This window comes from Nostoc sp. (assembly GCF_036916655.1).
Taxonomy (GTDB): Bacteria; Cyanobacteriota; Cyanobacteriia; order Cyanobacteriales; family Nostocaceae; genus Nostoc.
On sequence record NZ_JBALFY010000101.1, the window covers coordinates 132611 to 149776 of the forward strand.

Consider the following 17166-nt stretch of genomic DNA (forward strand, 5'->3'; position numbering starts at 1 on the left):
GATTGAGTGCTAGTGAGGATACCAGAACATACCTTTGATGCCTTCTGGATCAGCCATAAACCCCATCGTTCGGTAGAAATCTACAACATGGGGATCGGCGAAGAGAGTGACATTACTAATTTCCTCACTCCTAAGTTTTTTGAGAACGTATTTCATCAGCGCCTTGCCCAATCCTTGACTTTGAAAGTCTGGGTGAACTACCACATCCCAAATAGTGGCATTAAAAGCGTGATCTGAAGTAGCACGGGCAAAACCAATGAGCCGCTTTTGGTTTCCTCTCACCTGCCACATTGAGGCGACGAGAAAACTATGCTCAATAGCTTTTTTTACTTTTCTTAGAGGACGACGTGACCAACCAACTGCATCACAGAGTTCTTCTAGCTCATATAGGTCAATGTCTCGTTCCGTACTAAAGACGATCCGAGCCTCCTTTGAAGAAGCTTCGCTAATGCTACTGGGGCTGGAATTGCCCGCAGTTCCCACCGTATGCTCTTCAAATGAGTTTGTCCTAGTTGCCGCTACAGATTCAGGAGTACTAAACCAAGTTTTCCAAAAACCCATGCCAACGTGGTTCGGGTAGTATAACTGAATTGGTTTCCACTTTTAAGAGTGTTGATTCACGTTTAACATAGCGATCGCCATTGACTACCCCTTACACTCAAAGTTTTTCGGTTGCTTTCGGGATTTGCAATGGTAACAGCGAGTTAGAGCGTGTTTCACACCAATCATTTTCAACTTTAGCATTTTGTTGTAGAGGGTAGGGGAAATTCACAAAAAGGGAAGGATATAAGTAATTCAAAATTCACGCATTCAAAATTCAAAATGGAAAAACCTAATCCTGGCAATTGCTCGTATAGTGCTTAAATGCACGTTAGCTTAGGAGTGTATTGTATACAAAGGATTGGGTATGCGAGATTAGGGATTAGTTATTCTCCCTTGTCTCCCAGTTCCCAGCCACTAGTCCCCAACACCCAATCCCAATCCCCAACATCCACCCAGTCCCCAGGTGACGAAAGCAAGCGAGTCTTACCTTTAACAATGGCTTCTGGTTTAAAATCTTCTACACTGGAACTCCTAAAGCGCTTTAACCGAGCGTTTCCCCAGTTTTATGAGCAATTCGTCAGTAGTGAAATTCAACTGCAAAATTTGCGGCTAGCCTACCGTCTCTATAAAACTAGACGCGCTGTGATTGAACTGAAACCGGAAGGTAGTAAAAGTGCCTTGCATTTTGCTTACCGCAACCAGTCTTTTCTCCTCAGCGATATTTTTGGTGTACTAGCAGCTTATGGTTTGACTATCCACGGTCTAAGTCTATACGGTCAGATCCGTCCGCCAATGTTAGTTTTTATCAAACTATTGGTGTCTCGTGGTAGTAAAGCCTTGACCGAGAAAACCGCAGAAAATGTCTGTCGTGCCATTCGTGAGGCTTTAGGAGGTCGGTTTGAGGTAGAAGAGATGCTGGCAGTAGAATTCAATCTTGATACTGGCTTAGAGCAGGTACAAACTGAGTTCTATGTCGATCCGGTATTTCATCTCCCGGCCCTAGTGATTGAAGCCGATAATCAACCAGGATTATTTTACAAAGTGATGTACGCCATCTGGCAAGAAGACCTTCTGGTAGTCAATGCCAATTTACTGGTTTGGCGCGGACGTACACGGCTAATTCTCTACTTGTTGGGGCCGAATGAAAGCCTCATTCCTGAATATCTAGGTCACAAGATTGCTGAAGGAGTGCGACAGAGGTTGCTGGGTAAATAAAAAAAGTTATGAGTTATGAGTTAGTAACTCCTCACTCCTAACTTCTAACTCTCTTCCTATTCCGTATTTAGTCGCACTCGCCCTTAAGGGTACGATATAAGTATGGCAACTATCGAAATCTTGGGCGTTCCACACGCATACGAGCTAACGGCTCCCACTTCCTGCCCCCATGCTTTAGTATTTATCCACGGTTGGCTAAATAGCCGTGGATATTGGCAACCTGTGATTTCCCGCCTATCAGATGATTTGCAGTGCCTTTCCTATGATTTGCGGGGTTTTGGTGAATCGCAATCTCAGGTAAAAACCGATTTTAGTCGAACACAAACGTCTCTGAGCCTGACACCCATCTCCAGTAGTGCGGTTGGCTCACCAATGGAATCTCTTTATACTCCTGCTGCTTATGCTCAGGATTTAGCAGTTCTTCTGAAACAGCTAAATATTACCAGTGCTTGGCTAATTGGTCACTCATTGGGTGGAACGATCGCTCTTTGGGGAGCAGATCAAATACCTGAGTGTGTTAAGGGTGTAATCTGTATCAACGCTGGCGGTGGTATTTACCTCAAAGAAGCCTTTGAGCAGTTTCGCTCGGCGGGTCAGAAATTTTTGCAAATCCGTCCGCGATGGCTTTCTCAAGTGCCTTTGATTGATTTGCTATTTACCAGAGCTAGTGTAGTTCGTCCTTTGGAGCGCTTTTGGGCACGCCAGCGGGTAATTGATTTCGTCGTGGCTGACCCAGAAGCGGCTCTGGGAAGTCTGTTAGACTCCACAACGGAAGAAGAAATCAATCGTTTACCTGAGCTAGTATCCCAACTGAAGCAGCCAGTTTATTTTTTGGCTGGCGCGGAAGATAAGGTTATGGAACCCAAGTATGTGCGCCATTTAGCTAGCTTTCACAGACTGTTCCAATATTGTGGTGACAATGTTCTAGAAATTCCTAATTGCGGACACCTGGCGATGTTGGAACAGCCGGATGCTGTGGCCGATCGTATCCGGGCGATAGTCAACAGCTATAGGGTATAGGGTACAGGGCATTGGTAGTTACAAATGACAAATGACAAATGACCAATGACTACTCAATATTGATACAACTTCATCACCTGAGTGAGCGCTAACCTAGACTCAACCCCCAGTGTGAGGGGAGATGTATGACCACGGGATAGATGATCAGCGGCGGCACAGCCAATCATGGCAGCGTTATCGGTACAGAATTTTAGAGGTGGGAATAGGACGCGTAGGTTGTGTTTAATGGCGGCGGCTTGGAGGTTTTTTCTCAAGCCGCTATTTGCAGCTACACCGCCACCAATAGCAATTGTGTCTAGACCATAGTCTAGGGCACAGGCGATCGCTCTTTTGGTTAGCGATCGCGCTACGGTATCCTGAAAGCTAGCTACTACATCTGCCACTGGCACTTGTCCCCCATCTTTCTCTAACTGCTGCACTAAACGCAATACAGCCGTTTTTAACCCACTAAAACTTGTGTCATAGCGATGAAACCCCCCACCAGGTAGAGAAACTTTTCCTTCTGGTAAAGCAAAGGCTTGAGGATTTCCCTGTTGTGCCAACTTGTCAATCACTGGGCCACCGGGATAACCTAGCTTTAACAATCGCGCCACTTTATCAAAGGCTTCACCGGCTGCATCATCACGAGTTTGTCCCAGGGTTTCGTAATTACCACAATCTTTGACATAAATCAAGCTTGTATGTCCGCCTGAAACCAGTAAGCTAAGGAAAGGGGGATTTAAAGTTGATTCGCTCAAGTAAGTTGCGTAAATGTGACCTTCGAGGTGATGAACTCCCAAAAATGGCTTGTTGTGTACCATCGCTAGAGTTTTGGCAGCAGTTAATCCTACTAACAGCGCTCCTACAAGTCCAGGGGCACAAGTGGCGGCAATGGCGTCAATTTTTCCCCAGTCTAGTTGGGCTTGCTCTAAGGCTTGTGCGATCGCAACATTTATCGTTTCCAAGTGCTGGCGAGATGCAACTTCTGGCACTACCCCGCCATACTGCTGATGGACTGGAATTTGTGAGGCTACGATATTACTGCAAACTTTACGATTGTTAACAATTGCGACGGCTGTTTCATCACAACTGGTTTCTATTGCTAAAACGGTTGTCATTTCTTGAGTGCTGAGTCCTGAATCCTGAGTCCTGAATAGTGGAGAGAAAATCTTGCTTCTTTACTACCCTACAACAACAATTCTTATACTCAGCACTCGTTACTCAGCACTCAGCACTAATTTTGGTTGAGAAGCTTTAACTTTTATTTACTTAAACTTTACTCGGTTCCCACCCAAGAGTATGATGACTTCCTAGTTATGCAAATAAACAGACTGTACAAGCCGCTTCGTTTTGTACAAAAAACTTCTTGTTTTGTAATAAAAGGAAACAACTCTATGCGACGATTGTTTGCTTTGATGTTAGCGATTAGTCTTTGGTTCAACTTTGCTCCCCCAGCGCAGGCTTTAGGAGCTAATTTGACACCGTGCAAGGACAATCCCGCTTTCCAAGAGCTAGCAGCTAATGCCCGTAATACCACCGCTGACCCCCAATCAGGGAAAAAGCGGTTTGAGCGTTATTCTCAGGCGCTCTGCGGCCCTGAAGGATACCCTCACTTGATTGTTGATGGTCGTCTAGATCATGCTGGTGACTTTTTGATCCCTAGCATTCTGTTTCTATATATTACTGGTTGGATTGGTTGGGTAGGTCGTGCCTATCTACAAGCAATCAAAAAGGGATCTGACGCTGAACAAAAAGAAATCCAAATCGATCTTGGTTTGGCACTACCCATAATAGCGTCAGGCTTTGCTTGGCCAGCAGCAGCACTCCAAGAATTTCTCTCTGGAAAATTAGCAGCCAAAGATTCAGAAATCCCCATTTCCCCACGCTAAATCAGCTTAACTAATTCATTCGTTTAGGAGACTAAATTCATGGCAGACAAAGGCGACCAATCATCTTATTTGATTAAATTCATTTCCACGGCACCTGTGGCAGCTACCATCTGGCTGACAATCACAGCAGGTATCTTGATTGAATTCAACCGCTTTTTCCCCGACCTCCTTTTTCACCCACTGTCATAAGTGTCTAATGGGATTTAGGACACTTTAATAAATGTCTTGTTTTTTGCCTAATATTGTGTAGTTGATATATTCAGCTTCAAAAGTCCGAATTATCACCAAAATAGGCGGCAAAAATAGTTTTTTGAAACTCGTGATACTGTTTACAGATCGCGAGTTTCACGGTTTTTAAAAAAGCTAAATTAATTTTTCTAAACTTCCTAGCTAAAAGACATCTTTAGCCACAATTATTATTAATATAAAAATGCCACCATTTTAATTTAGAGGCGAACGTAAAATATGGCACAAGCAGTAGATGCATCAAAGAATCTCCCTGGCGATCCCAGAAATCGGGAAGTTGTTTTTCCCGCATTCGGCGATCCGCAGATTGGCAACTTAGAAACCCCGGTTAATTCTTCTCCCTTGATCAAGGGATTCATCAATAATTTACCTGCCTATCGTCCAGGTCTGACTCCTGCCAGACGTGGTTTAGAAGTTGGTCAAGCTCATGGTTACTGGCTATTTGGCCCCTTTGCCAAATTAGGCCCACTGCGGGACACAGATAACGCTAACTTAGCTGGGTTACTGGCAGCCATCGGTCTGGTTGTTGTTCTGACCGGTGCCTTATCTCTATATTCCAGTAGCAACCCTGGCAAAGCACTTCCTAGTGTTACCGTACCCAAGCCTCCGGCAGATGCTTTTAATTCTAAAGAAAGCTGGAATAACTTCGCCAGTTCTTTCTTGATTGGTGGTATTGGTGGTGCAGTAGTTGCTTACTTTTTGACTAGTAATTTGGCACTAATTCAAGGTCTATTTGGTTAATTATTAGGAGTTAGGAGTTATGAGTTAGGAGTTTAAATTTATAACTTCTAACTCTTAACTCCTAACTTATTTAAACAAAACTGCTTCAATATCATTTAAAGCAGTCTCAAAATCGTCATTAACGATTTGAATATCAAATTCACCTGCGGCTTGAATTTCTTCTTGGGCACGCAATAGACGACGGGCGATCGATTCTTCAGAGTCTTGGGCACGAGAGCGTATCCGTTTTTCTAATTCATCGAAAGAAGGCGGTAATATAAAAATGCTGAAGCCACTGGGGAAGGAAGCACGAATTTGTCTTGCTCCTTCTAGTTCAATTTCTAGCACTACCAACTTACCAGAATTAATTTGGTTAAGTACAGCTTCACGGGGAGTGCCGTAATAGTTACCAGCAAATTCTGCCCATTCTAAAAATTCACCTTCCGCAACTAGTTGTTCAAACTTACTGTGGCTGATAAAGTAATAACTTTTGCCATCGATTTCTCCTGGACGGGGAGAACGAGTCGTCACGGATACAGAATAATAGAGTTCTGGATGACGTTGTAGGAGCGATCGCATTAAAGTGCCTTTACCAACCCCACTGGGGCCAGTTAAAACAATTAACCTGCCTAAATGTAAGCACTCTTCGGTAGTAGCACTATTCTGGATGGGTAAAACTGGCATCATCCCTTCAACCTGTGAATCAATCAATAGATATTATTCATTAGTCTTGTGTTCCCGGCCAAGTCCACTAGTGATTAAAGAATTTGTAGCAAGAGTGATAGAGGTCAAGTACAAGTGGTCTGTCCCATGATATTTAATGAGACAAACCACTAGCACGGCGTAAAGAAACAGACCATTTCAAATAGCGTAAGAGCTGGGAATACAATTCTTTTGACTTTTAGACTTCCGCCTTGCGGTACTAGTCAATTATCTACAGTTTGATGATCGCGGGAAATTACAAAGCGATTTGCTACCGTTTCTGGCTGAATCGCTGACAGTATTACGTGGTTGGAATCAGTGATAATTACAGCTCTAGTCCGACGACCATAAGTTGCATCAATCAGTTGATTTTTGTCCCGTGCTTCGGTAATAATCCGCTTAATTGGGGCCGACTCTGGACTGACAATGGCAACTACTTTGTTGGCAGACACGATGTTACCAAAGCCGATGTTGATTAACTGAATGTCCATAAAAAAAACTGACGCTAAACGCGGTTTGAGAAGCTTGAAATAAACTTATACTCATGTTATCGCCAAAAAACAGGAGTTACAACGCTTAAATTCAAGCAAGTCTTTGCTTTTAAATAATGTCTGTTTTTTTTAGCTATTTATCACCTATTTTTGCCGAAAATCTTCCTAAAGATATAGGTGCAATTCCACTGATACAAGCTAGCTAGATGATGTACATTTATTTTATTTTAAATAAGTATCTGAATCAGAAATTGATGTCGAGCAAAATTGATTAGAACAGTCTCGCTCTAACTTTATTAGCTCAGTACAATATCAGTGCAGTTTAATGTACATTACTAAACTGACATCAGTTTGACGAAGTTAAATTTTATATCCCATATTGACAGTACGCATCCTCCGTACACTTCCAGCTTGACAATCGCGCAACCAAGCTTTAATTCCTTGAGCGACGGTACCGTTACTACTATCGCGTGGCGGGGATAGTGGCTGATTTTCAGAATGGGAACTAGCTTGAGAAAACATCATCACTAGTTGCCAACCACTTTTAGTTTTAGTCAACAATAACCAGTGGAATTGTTGCAATTCTAATGCTTTCTTTCCTATGTACTGGCGCTCTAAGGTTGTAAAGAAAACTTGCTCAACTCCTGATGCAGAGCTTTTAGGTGCATTTGCACTATATTCTTCAAGGTTAAGGGGCAGAGGAGTAAACTCAGGTCTTCCTGCCACTAGCATATAACTGTAAATGTCACTGCTTCTACTGAGGCGACGGGCGCGTTGACTAGCGCGATTGGTATAACTAGGTAAATCTTGTAATAACTGTATAGTTAATGTTTCTAAATTTTGCTCAGAACACAAAGACCTCTCGCCACCGTTGACATTTTGCCTTTGTGCGATCGCAAAAGGTTTAGAGTTGAGGTTTATTGAAAACGCTGGGTAAGCAAGGCTATTTGAGACTAAAACCCAGAAGCTACAAGCTAAAAGCCAATTATAATTTTTCTGATTGAGCGAAGAGGCAAGAGCAATCTTGCCTGCACCTTGCACTCTTTCTGGCAGTTTCTCGCTGACTCTTAGCTTCATGCCACCGTAGTTAACTCCTCAGAAATCCTCTTCCAGGCTAACTTAGGCTCAGTAGCAGCGGTGATGGGGCGACCAATCACGAGATAATCTGCACCAGCAATGATTGCTTGGGATGGGGTAAGCGATCGCTTTTGATCGCCAATATCAGCCCAAGTTGGTCTAACTCCTGGACAAACTAACAAAAAGTCATCTCCACAAGTTTGTCGTAGCTGTGCCACCTCTTGGGGCGAACAAACTACCCCATCCAAACCAGATTCTTGAGCCAGCAGGGCCATTTCTAGAGCATATTCTGGTAACTCTAGGGGAATCTTTAAATCAAACGCCAATTGCCTAGCAGAAATGCTCGTTAGTAGAGTAATAGCAATTAACTTTGGCGGTTGTACACCTGCTTTTGCAGCCCCTTCCTGTGCCGCCTCAGTTGCGACTTTCAAGGCATCTCTACCAGCAGTCGCATGAATTGTCAGTAAATCCACTTCGTATTTAGCTGCACTCCGGCAAGCACCAGCAACGGTATTGGGGATATCATCAAACTTTAAATCTAAGAAAATGCGCTTTTGTCGAGACTTCAGCACTTCCAGAATTTTCGGGCCAGTGCTGGTAAACAACTCTAAGCCGACTTTCCAAAAACCAACTTGCGGAAGTTCATCTATAAGAGCGATCGCACTTTCTACATCTGGCACATCCAAAGCTACAATCACTCGTTGTTCTGCCTGTTCCCCATTCCCCATTCCCTACTCCCCATTCAAACTAAACGCACAAACTTATTTTTCCCAACTTGTAAAACTTTACCTTGTAACTGGGCGGGAGAATCGAAAGTGATATCAGCATCAGTGATGCGATCGCCATCTAAACGCACTCCCCCTTCTTGAATTTTCCGCTTTCCTTCGCCTGTACTTTTGCACAAGCCAGTGACATTCAGAATATACGCTAACTTAGTAGGGAACTGCTGCACACCAGAAGAAAGAGAGAATTCGGGAACTGCCCCTTCCTTACCGCCGCTTTGGGCTGCAACTTTTGCCTCTTGGGCTGCGGTTTCGCCGTGGTACTGCTTGACAACTTCATAAGCTAAGAGTGTTTGGCGATCGCGCGGATTTTCTGGCAGTTGATCCAAAGGTAAATCCGTCAACAGTTCAAAATACTGTGACAGCAAATGATCGGGAACTCCTTGTAACTTTTGGTACTTTTGCCCTGAGTGTTCTGCCAATCCGATATAATTACCTAAAGACTTGGACATTTTTTGCACCCCATCTGTGCCAATCAAAATTGGCAGCAGCATCCCAAATTGGGGCTTTTGGCCAAAATGACGCTGCAAATCTCTGCCTACAGCAATGTTAAATTTCTGATCAGTGCCACCTAATTCCACATCTGCCTCAACTGCAACCGAATCAAAACCTTGCATTAACGGGTACAGGAACTCATGAATAAAAATCGGATTCTCTTTTTTATAGCGATCGGCAAATCCTTCTTTCGCTAACATCTGCCCCACTGTCATCGTGGAGAGTAACTCCAAAATTTTCTCTAAGTTTAGTTCAGAGAGCCATTCGGAGTTATAGCGCACCTCTAACCTTCCTGGTGTGTCAAAATCCAAGATAGGACGTACTTGGTCAAGATAAGTCTGAGCATTTTGTGCGACATCTGCTTCTGTAAGTTGACGACGCACTTCAGATTTACCAGTTGGATCGCCAATACGCGCTGTAAAATCGCCAATAATTAAAACTGCTGTATGTCCTGCATCTTGAAATCCTCGCAGTTTTCGTACTGGTATGCTATGACCAAGATGAATATCAGTACCAGTAGGGTCAATCCCTAATTTGACCCTCAAAGGTTGGTTTGTAGTTAGTAATAGCCTTTCTAGACTTTCGCTGTTAACATCAACTGATTGTGGGAAAACTTCTACTACACCACGACGCAGCCAAGCAAAATCTTGCTCTTTACTAAGAGATTCACTACTAGTTATGCTTTTTACTCTAGAAGTTAAGTTGGTTATATCCACTGGCAATTTATCCACTTTCTCATCCGCCAAACTACTATAATTGCAAAAAACTAACCGCCTTGCTTCACCCAATCAATTACAGTTCAATTTACAAGTGAGGAAGTGAAATAGCCGTGTCATCGTCTAGTGCTTTGGGAGATAAAAAGCCACAGGATCGGGCTTCATCAGGTTTTGAGTTTTTGAAAGGAGTCGGTCAGGTAACTGGCGGTACTCTCCTTTCAATCACCATGCTGGCAAGTTCCATTGTAGCCGGAGGACTAGTTGGTTTAGCCATCAGTTTCCGTAATTTGCCAGATGTGAGACAGCTACGTAACTTCTTTCCCTCGGAAACGACTTACATTTATGACGTTAAGGGCAAACTCTTAACGAGTATCCACGGGGAAGCCAACCGGGAAGTCGTACCTCTAGATAGAATTTCGCCGAATTTAAAACGGGCCGTGCTGGCAAGTGAAGATAGCCACTTTTACGATCACCACGGTATTAACCCCGTCGGTGTGGGACGTGCTGTGGTAGTTAATGCTGTAGCAGGTGGAGTCAAAGAGGGTGGCTCTACTGTTACTATGCAGTTGGTAAAAAATCTGTTTTTGTCTCGTAAGCGGGCTTTTACCCGCAAGTTAGCAGAAGCGGTGTTAGCAATCCGGTTAGAGCAAATTCTCAATAAAGACCAAATATTAGAAATGTACCTCAATCAAGTTTATTGGGGTCATAACAATTATGGTGTACAAACGGCAGCCCGCAGTTATTTTAATAAGTCATCAGAATATTTAAGCTTGGGTGAATCGGCAATGATGGCGGGTTTAATCCAAGCACCAGAAGAATTCAGCCCGTTTGTGAGCATGAAACTGGCAAAACAGAAACAAAAAGAAGTGCTAGGACGGATGCTGGAATTGAACTGGATCAGCCAGTCAGACTATGATGATGCCCTCAAGCAAGAAATCAAACTTGGGAAAATAAAATCCTTTCAAGGTAGTGCCCTGCCTTATATAACCAATACTGTAGCCCAAGAGTTAGCTAAGAAGTTTGGGCGTGACACACTGCTCAAAGGCGGAATGCGGGTACAAACTACAGTTGATGCCAACTTCCAAATCATGGCTGAAGAAACTGTTACGAAGTGGCATAAAACACTTTTAGATCAGGGATTATCTAAGAATCAAATGGCCCTGGTGGCAGTCGATCCACGCACGCATTTTATCAAAGCATTGGTGGGCGGTATAGATCCTAAAACCAGTGAATTTAATCGTGCAACTCAAGCTCAACGGCAGCCCGGATCTTCTTTTAAACCCTTTGTATATTATACTGCTTTCGCTAGTGGTAAATATGCGCCAGATTCAACGGTGGAAGATTCTCCAGTCAGCTATCGAGATGGTAACGGTTGGTACTCTCCGAGAAATTATGATAATACCTTTAGGGGATCAATGCCAATCCGCACAGCTTTAGCCCAATCACGAAACATTCCGGTGATCAAGGTTGGTAAGGCTGTGGGGATGAATAGAGTGATCGAAACCTGCCGTACCTTAGGTATTACGAGTCCGATGGAACCTGTGACTTCCTTGCCACTTGGAGCAATTGGTGTCACACCTCTGGAAATGGCTAGTGCTTATGCTACCTTTGCTAACTATGGTTGGCAATCTCCACCAACTGTAATTGCCCGTGTCACTGATAGTAGTGGTAATGTGTTGCTGGATAACACCCCTAAGCCGCAGCTAGTTCTCGATCCTTGGGCATCAGCAGCGATTTTAGATGTGATGCAATCGGTAATCAATGAAGGTACTGGTAAAGGCGCTGCGATCGGTCGCCCAGCCGCCGGGAAGACGGGAACAACATCATCAGAAAAAGATATCTGGTTTGTGGGCACTGTGCCACAGTTAACAACTGCTGTCTGGGTAGGGAGAGACGACAACAGACAGTTGGCTGACCATGCAACAGGCGGTGTTATGGTCGCTCCCATTTGGAAAGATTTTATGGAGAAAGCACTTAAGAACGTACCCGTAGAAAAATTTAAACCACCTTCGCAGTTTTCTCGCCCCAAGTCAAATCAAAGTTAGGAGTGATAAGTTATGAGTTATGAGTTTATTGAAAACTCGTAACTCCCAACTCCTAACTTTTGTTAAGTTTGTTTTTCTAGCTCGGCTTTCATCCGTTCTAAAGTGAGGTGCATTTGGTCAAACATTTGTTGCGGCGTGACACCAAACTGACCTAATTGTGTCTTTAGCTGTTCTACTGTCATTTGCGCCATGAAATCTTCTGATAACTCGAAGCGCTTCATAAAGATGCGGTATCGATCCATCATAGTTTCCATTTGCTCAATAAACAGCTTTTTGCCTTCGCGGTCAAATTTGCCGTAGCCGTTGCCAAGCTTGATCAGCGCTTGATAATCCTCAAACAGCTGTTTTGCTTCTTGCTGAACTATCTCAGAATCGAAGAATCCCATATTGCTTATATTAAACTGAGTGCCCAGACTCAGCAGCTTAATAGTTTTACTTCTATTTATTATTTTAGTCTAGGAGAGTAATCTAGTCACGAAGCTTCGGTTTTAGTACGGTTTGTTACCGAAATTTCAACACTTGACTTGAGAAGCTTTCCCATTCCTAAATCGACTTAATAAAGCTGCAATACTCAGAGCTTTTGCCATTGATTTCGGATTGGTGTTTTCACCTGGTTGAATTTTCAGTCCGGGAGCGTATTTCAGAGCTAGTGAATCTTGCGGGTTAAGTTTTAACGCTTGACGGATGTAAACCCTGCCCATACCAATAAATTGCTGTTTTAGATGTACCAAACCTAATAATGCATAATAGTTGCTGTTGTTTGGCTCTAACTTGATGGCATCGCGCAGTTCTTGCACGGCTAAAGGCCAGTTGGCTAGCCGGACGTACTCAATAGCTCGCTGGTAGTGGCGTTGAGCGTAGTTTGTCAAAATTGGTTGGACATGAGCTTTTTCATCTAATGTCAATTCAACTGGCTTGACTTCTACTTGAGAGATGATGCGAACAGCTTTTGGTGGTAAGAACAGGTCAGGTTTATGCAATTGTAAGTAAACTAAATTCAGTATGCTAATTTGTTGGGTAACTTGATAAAACTGATGGAGTGATTTGTATTGAGCTTCTGCGTAGGAGGCGATCGCTTCTTCGTAAAACAATTGTGCTTGAGGTGGAGACATTTCCCTAATTTCCTCAGCTATGGTATTTTGGGCACACAAAGCTTGCTGTTGTAATGCTCTTGTTTCCGATCGCAGCATAGCTATGGCAATCAAGCGCTTGTGTCGATGTTTGAGTTGTTCATAAGCTGGATTGATTAAATAGCTAAGTATTGCCGTTGCTAATTGTTGGTCTGGATTGCAGCTTTTGGCATAGCGATCGGGATGTAGGAGTTTCGCTAAAGTGTGATAGCGTTTAAAAATCTGGCGATCGTCAGCATTGACAGAAATTCCTAGCACAGCATAAGGATCGTGAAGCTGTTCAAGCCATTTTGGTGGTAGGAAAATCTGTGACATCGTAGTAATCGATCCATTGAAAACTTAAAATTAGCATCAAAGCTCAATGCACAGTCATGTGAAACTTACTCAAATTTCTTCAAATTGGGGATTGGGAAGATTTAGTTAGGGATGAATTGTTTCTGCGCCTTTTGACTGTCTTATTGTAGAAACTATGGTGTTGGTAGATTTATTAGAAATATGTTCACTAAGCGCAAAAGCCGAAGTATTGCCGCTGTTCTAGCTTTTTCTGGCACGTTGACAATTGCAGGATGGCATAAATTTTATCTAGGACAGCCGATGTGGGGTATTTTATATTTTTTGCTTTCCTGGACGCCTATACCCAGGGTAGCTAGTGCGATTGAGGGAGTTTGGTATTTAGCTCAAGACGAAGAAGCTTTCGATCGCAATTTTAATCTCGGGAAGTCAGCAGCAAGAAACTCACAAAATGTGATTAATCAGGTAGGAGCGATCGCTGATGCAATGCGTGAATTAGACGCTCTGCGCCAGGATGGACTGATTTCAGAGTATGAATTTGAGCAAAAGCGCCGTCAATTGCTAGACCAGATTTCTTGAGGTGAGCGACAATCATGAATAACTGGCTACCTTTAAACTCCAGGCTGCAAAAACTCCGCGCCAAGCTCCTCAACGATCCCTACTATCGCCTCCAATCTGGGGAAGAAATTCAGATAGCGGCTAAATTGGGTATTCGCATTGATGCTAATCAAGCGACTGTAGATGATTGGTTACGCTTACCAGGGTTATCAATTCACCAAGCGCGATCGCTTGTAGAACTTTCCCGTTCGGGTGTGAAATTTTATTGTATTGAAGATATTGCTGCGGCCTTGGGTATTCCAGCGCCGCGCCTAGAGCCATTAAAGCCTCTGCTGAATTTTATTTACTATGACCACGAATCTTTAGAAAGTCCTACCCATTTAGTTAACCCGAACACCGCAAGCGTTGAAAAATTAGCACAAATTCCATTTATAGATTTATCTCTGGCGCAAGCTATGGTGCAAAATCGGCAATCAGCCGGGCCTTATCGTAACCTGGCTGATTTCCAACGACGCTTGGAGTTAACTGGGGATGCGATCGCTCAGTTGATGTATTATTTAACGTTTTAGGCCAAAAGTCTAAAAATAACTCCTAACTCTGGAAATTTTAGATTTTGAATTTAGGATTGAAAGAAAAATCTAAAATCCAAAATCTAAAATCCAAAATTGATTAAATAAACCCAATGCGATCGAGAGGCCAAAAGCGAAACGTTGCCCGACCGATGACATTCTTCCTCGGTAAAAAGCCCCAATAGCGAGAGTCATTACTATCGTTGCGGTTATCTCCCATAACAAAAAATTCATTTTCTGGAACTTTCACGGGTCGATATGGCTGATTTGGGGGTTCAGCGATGTAGTCTTCTGCCAAGGGTTGACCGTTGAGGTAGACTTTGCCAGAATCAACACTAATTACCTCACCAGGTTCGCCAATAACCCGCTTGATAAAGGCTTGGTCTTTGGGATATCCCCGACGTTGTAGTTCTGCGGGTGGCTGAAAAACAATAATATCCCCAGTTATGGGAGGGTGAAAATGATAGGAGATTTTTTCAACTACCAAGCGATCGCCTGTATGTAAGGTAGGCAACATCGAGTCAGAAGGTATATAGCGGGGTTCAGCGATAAAAGTCCTGATTAAGAATGCCAAACACAGTGCGATCGCAATTAAAATCAGATTTTCTTGCGAACTACGCCATACTTTTAACGATGCACGTTCTTCTTTTGCATCACTTTCGTGAGGAACCATAAAAATTTCTAGCCACTTTCAGAAGTTAGACAAATACCTTGATTATTGTGCCTCAAAAGGTATATGTAAGAGGAAAACTGGGTTTAGAGTCAAATTATACAAGTATTAAATACTACATTTATCGTATCTACTGAAGATCGGCAAAAATATTATCAAAAACTATCACCTGTCTAAGAAAATATAAGCTAATAATTAGGATTGCTAAATAGATGATTAAAAATTATAATTCCAATTGATGTAATTATAAGGCAAGTTATGAAGCGAGACTGAGTTGCAAGAAAATATATTTTATTCTTATATTGTTAAGTTATATTACATAAAACCAATAAGACTTAAATGTACCTTTAAATACAAAAGTCTAGTTAAATAAAATATTTTAGTAAAAAATATTACATACAGATATAGATTGTAATGCTTTTATAGTTATAAATGCCATACCAATTAAGATTTCAAAAAATTGCTTATGTATATGCGATTAAGTTCCGTAGTTATACGGTGACAGTGCATATTAAACTGTACTATTAATTAAGATATAAATATCCTGAAATTATCGAGAAAAACATTAGCAGACAGAAAGCTACTAGCAATTTCGGCTAAAGTATCAGCATCTAAAAGATAACGAAGCTGCTGATAGAATTATTTTTGCTGAGTGAGTCAAAAGTATCTAGATTAACGAATAAGTGCCCCTTGGCAATGAGAAACTATATTGAATCAATTTTCGTCTGCCTATTTCATAGAAAGTACAAGTGAGCATTCTGTCAGTTGAAAACTTAACTTTTTCTTAAAAAGGAAGCAATGCCAGCAGGCAGTAGAATATATCCTATCAAGAATAGAACTAATAGTTGACTAAACTCTTTTTTGAAAGATACTCCACCCGTTGTAAGTATTTTTGTATGTTAATCGAATAACTCACTAAGTTGTAAATTATACAGCTTATGCGTGAGAAAATCTGGCTATTTTCTCAATTCTAAATTTCCGTTAATCCCAATTCCAATTTTTGGGATTACTAGAAAGCAATTGTATCTAAAAATATCTAAAAAATCTGCTATTACGTACCATCATAACCGTGGTTGATGGTTCGATCTTTGAAGGAGCTATGAGGTGGAAAATAATAAATCGTTTCTGTGGCCAGAAGGAATATTAATTGCGCTGCTTGCCTTAGGTGGTGTTTTTAGTCTTGCTTTCATGATGCTTCTAAGACCAAATGCTTCAGAAGCTCAGAGTAGACAAAGTATAAATATCAAAGATGTGACTGCAAACGTAGGAACTCAGCAGCGCATTGAGAAATTAAAAGCGACGATGCTTACAAGTTGGCAGCAACAAGCACAAATAAAGGGTATAGCTTACCCTATACCATCAAGCTTTCAAGGGGCAACAATTGAGTCTGCAAAACTCACTCAAGGCGAGAAGGTGATTGCTCTCACATTTGATGATGGCCCTTGGCCTGAAACTACAGAGCAAATATTAGATATCCTGAAATCAAATAATATCAAAGGAACGTTTTTTGTCGTCGGGCAGAATTTAAAAAATTTTCCAGAGATAGGAAAGCAGATTGTCTCTCAAGGTCACGTTATAGCTAACCATACTTGGCATCACTGGTATCACTTCTTTAATCAACAAGCAGCAGCTTTTGAAATAGACCGTACAACAGACCTAATTTATCAAGTTACAGGTGCTAAAACAAATCTATTCCGACCACCAGGCGGCAATCTGCACAATGGATTAGCTGCTTATGCTAAAGGCCAAAAGTATACTGTGGTAATGTGGTCAGCTGACTCTACAGACTATAAATTACCAGCTGTACCAAAGTTGATAAATAACGTAATTAAAGATTCAAAACCTGGTGGAATTGTGCTAATGCACGATGGTGGCGGGAACCGTTCTAGAACTGTGCAAGCTTTACCAGAAATTATTAGCAACTTTAGAAAGCAAGGCTATAGTTTTGTCACTATTCCAGAACTTTTAGAAATTCAGGATAAAGAGCAAAAGTTACTTGCTAACAAAAAGCAATAAATTATTAACTAT

At 42.1% G+C, this 17166-nt stretch carries 19 protein-coding genes; 9 read left to right on the forward strand and 10 right to left on the reverse strand.

Going from position 1 to position 17166, the window contains the following annotated elements:
- Positions 1 to 9: 9 nt before the first annotated feature.
- Positions 10 to 561, reverse strand: coding sequence for a GNAT family N-acetyltransferase (locus V7L31_RS27955; RefSeq protein WP_292853566.1), 552 nt, complete (start codon positions 559 to 561; stop codon positions 10 to 12).
- Between the two features lie 477 nt (positions 562 to 1038).
- Here V7L31_RS27955 and V7L31_RS27960 point away from each other — a divergent pair, with 477 nt between their 5' ends.
- A complete protein-coding gene (locus V7L31_RS27960; RefSeq protein ID WP_012410214.1) occupies positions 1039 to 1758 on the forward strand; it encodes a hypothetical protein in 720 nt (239 codons plus the stop codon).
- A gap of 102 nt (positions 1759 to 1860) precedes the next feature.
- On the forward strand, positions 1861 to 2778 hold the full coding sequence (locus tag V7L31_RS27965; protein ID WP_334699252.1) for an alpha/beta fold hydrolase: 918 nt from the start codon (positions 1861 to 1863) through the stop codon (positions 2776 to 2778).
- Between the two features lie 53 nt (positions 2779 to 2831).
- On the opposite strand, the gene tsaD is transcribed toward V7L31_RS27965, so the two are convergent.
- Positions 2832 to 3875, reverse strand: a complete 1044-nt coding sequence (gene tsaD / locus V7L31_RS27970; RefSeq protein ID WP_334699253.1) for a tRNA (adenosine(37)-N6)-threonylcarbamoyltransferase complex transferase subunit TsaD — start codon at positions 3873 to 3875, stop codon at positions 2832 to 2834.
- Between the two features lie 276 nt (positions 3876 to 4151).
- On the opposite strand from tsaD, the gene V7L31_RS27975 reads away from it, so the two are divergent.
- From V7L31_RS27975 to V7L31_RS27985, 3 genes are all read left to right on the forward strand, one after another.
- Positions 4152 to 4646 (forward strand): Photosystem I reaction center subunit III, encoded by a 495-nt coding sequence (locus tag V7L31_RS27975; protein WP_334699254.1) that lies wholly within the window; start codon positions 4152 to 4154, stop codon positions 4644 to 4646.
- Positions 4647 to 4685: 39 nt separating this feature from the next.
- Positions 4686 to 4835 carry a photosystem I reaction center subunit IX gene (gene psaJ, locus V7L31_RS27980; protein WP_179067568.1) on the forward strand — a complete coding sequence of 50 codons (150 nt, stop codon included), beginning with the start codon at positions 4686 to 4688 and terminating at the stop codon, positions 4833 to 4835.
- Between the two features lie 276 nt (positions 4836 to 5111).
- On the forward strand, positions 5112 to 5633 hold the full coding sequence (locus tag V7L31_RS27985; RefSeq protein WP_334699255.1) for a photosystem I reaction center protein subunit XI: 522 nt from the start codon (positions 5112 to 5114) through the stop codon (positions 5631 to 5633).
- 66 nt (positions 5634 to 5699) lie between these two features.
- On the opposite strand, the gene gmk is transcribed toward V7L31_RS27985, so the two are convergent.
- From gmk to tyrS, 5 genes are all read right to left on the reverse strand, one after another.
- The gene (gene gmk / locus V7L31_RS27990) at positions 5700 to 6299 is read right to left on the reverse strand and encodes a guanylate kinase (RefSeq protein WP_334699389.1); all 600 of its coding nucleotides are present in this window, start codon (positions 6297 to 6299) and stop codon (positions 5700 to 5702) included.
- Positions 6300 to 6538: 239 nt separating this feature from the next.
- Positions 6539 to 6805, reverse strand: coding sequence for an extracellular matrix/biofilm regulator RemA (remA, locus tag V7L31_RS27995; protein ID WP_179067570.1), 267 nt, complete (start codon positions 6803 to 6805; stop codon positions 6539 to 6541).
- Between the two features lie 360 nt (positions 6806 to 7165).
- Complete coding sequence (locus tag V7L31_RS28000; protein ID WP_334699256.1) at positions 7166 to 7882, reverse strand: hypothetical protein; 717 nt, start codon at positions 7880 to 7882, stop codon at positions 7166 to 7168.
- Positions 7879 to 8610, reverse strand: a complete 732-nt coding sequence (pyrF, locus tag V7L31_RS28005) for an orotidine-5'-phosphate decarboxylase (RefSeq protein WP_334699257.1) — start codon at positions 8608 to 8610, stop codon at positions 7879 to 7881. Before pyrF ends, V7L31_RS28000 begins: the two co-directional genes overlap by 4 nt.
- 14 nt (positions 8611 to 8624) lie before the next feature.
- Positions 8625 to 9869, reverse strand: a complete 1245-nt coding sequence (tyrS, locus tag V7L31_RS28010) for a tyrosine--tRNA ligase (protein ID WP_442944510.1) — start codon at positions 9867 to 9869, stop codon at positions 8625 to 8627.
- A gap of 119 nt (positions 9870 to 9988) precedes the next feature.
- Here tyrS and V7L31_RS28015 point away from each other — a divergent pair, with 119 nt between their 5' ends.
- Positions 9989 to 11920 carry a transglycosylase domain-containing protein gene (locus tag V7L31_RS28015; protein ID WP_334699258.1) on the forward strand — a complete coding sequence of 644 codons (1932 nt, stop codon included), beginning with the start codon at positions 9989 to 9991 and terminating at the stop codon, positions 11918 to 11920.
- 62 nt (positions 11921 to 11982) lie between these two features.
- On the opposite strand, the gene V7L31_RS28020 is transcribed toward V7L31_RS28015, so the two are convergent.
- Positions 11983 to 12306, reverse strand: coding sequence for a DUF1825 family protein (locus tag V7L31_RS28020; RefSeq protein WP_179067573.1), 324 nt, complete (start codon positions 12304 to 12306; stop codon positions 11983 to 11985).
- A 126-nt stretch (positions 12307 to 12432) separates the two neighbouring features.
- Entirely contained in the window at positions 12433 to 13365 is a 933-nt protein-coding gene (locus V7L31_RS28025; protein ID WP_334699259.1) for a J domain-containing protein, read from the reverse strand.
- 180 nt (positions 13366 to 13545) lie between these two features.
- Here V7L31_RS28025 and V7L31_RS28030 point away from each other — a divergent pair, with 180 nt between their 5' ends.
- Both V7L31_RS28030 and V7L31_RS28035 read left to right on the forward strand, forming a co-directional pair.
- Positions 13546 to 13920 (forward strand): NINE protein, encoded by a 375-nt coding sequence (locus V7L31_RS28030; RefSeq protein WP_334699260.1) that lies wholly within the window; start codon positions 13546 to 13548, stop codon positions 13918 to 13920.
- Between the two features lie 14 nt (positions 13921 to 13934).
- A complete protein-coding gene (locus tag V7L31_RS28035; RefSeq protein WP_334699261.1) occupies positions 13935 to 14468 on the forward strand; it encodes a ComEA family DNA-binding protein in 534 nt (177 codons plus the stop codon).
- A 100-nt stretch (positions 14469 to 14568) separates the two neighbouring features.
- Here V7L31_RS28035 and lepB read toward each other — a convergent pair whose 3' ends face one another.
- On the reverse strand, positions 14569 to 15141 hold the full coding sequence (gene lepB, locus V7L31_RS28040) for a signal peptidase I (protein WP_334699262.1): 573 nt from the start codon (positions 15139 to 15141) through the stop codon (positions 14569 to 14571).
- 1101 nt (positions 15142 to 16242) lie between these two features.
- Here lepB and V7L31_RS28045 point away from each other — a divergent pair.
- A complete protein-coding gene (locus V7L31_RS28045) occupies positions 16243 to 17154 on the forward strand; it encodes a polysaccharide deacetylase family protein (RefSeq protein ID WP_334699263.1) in 912 nt (303 codons plus the stop codon).
- The last annotated feature ends 12 nt before the right edge of the window (positions 17155 to 17166 follow it).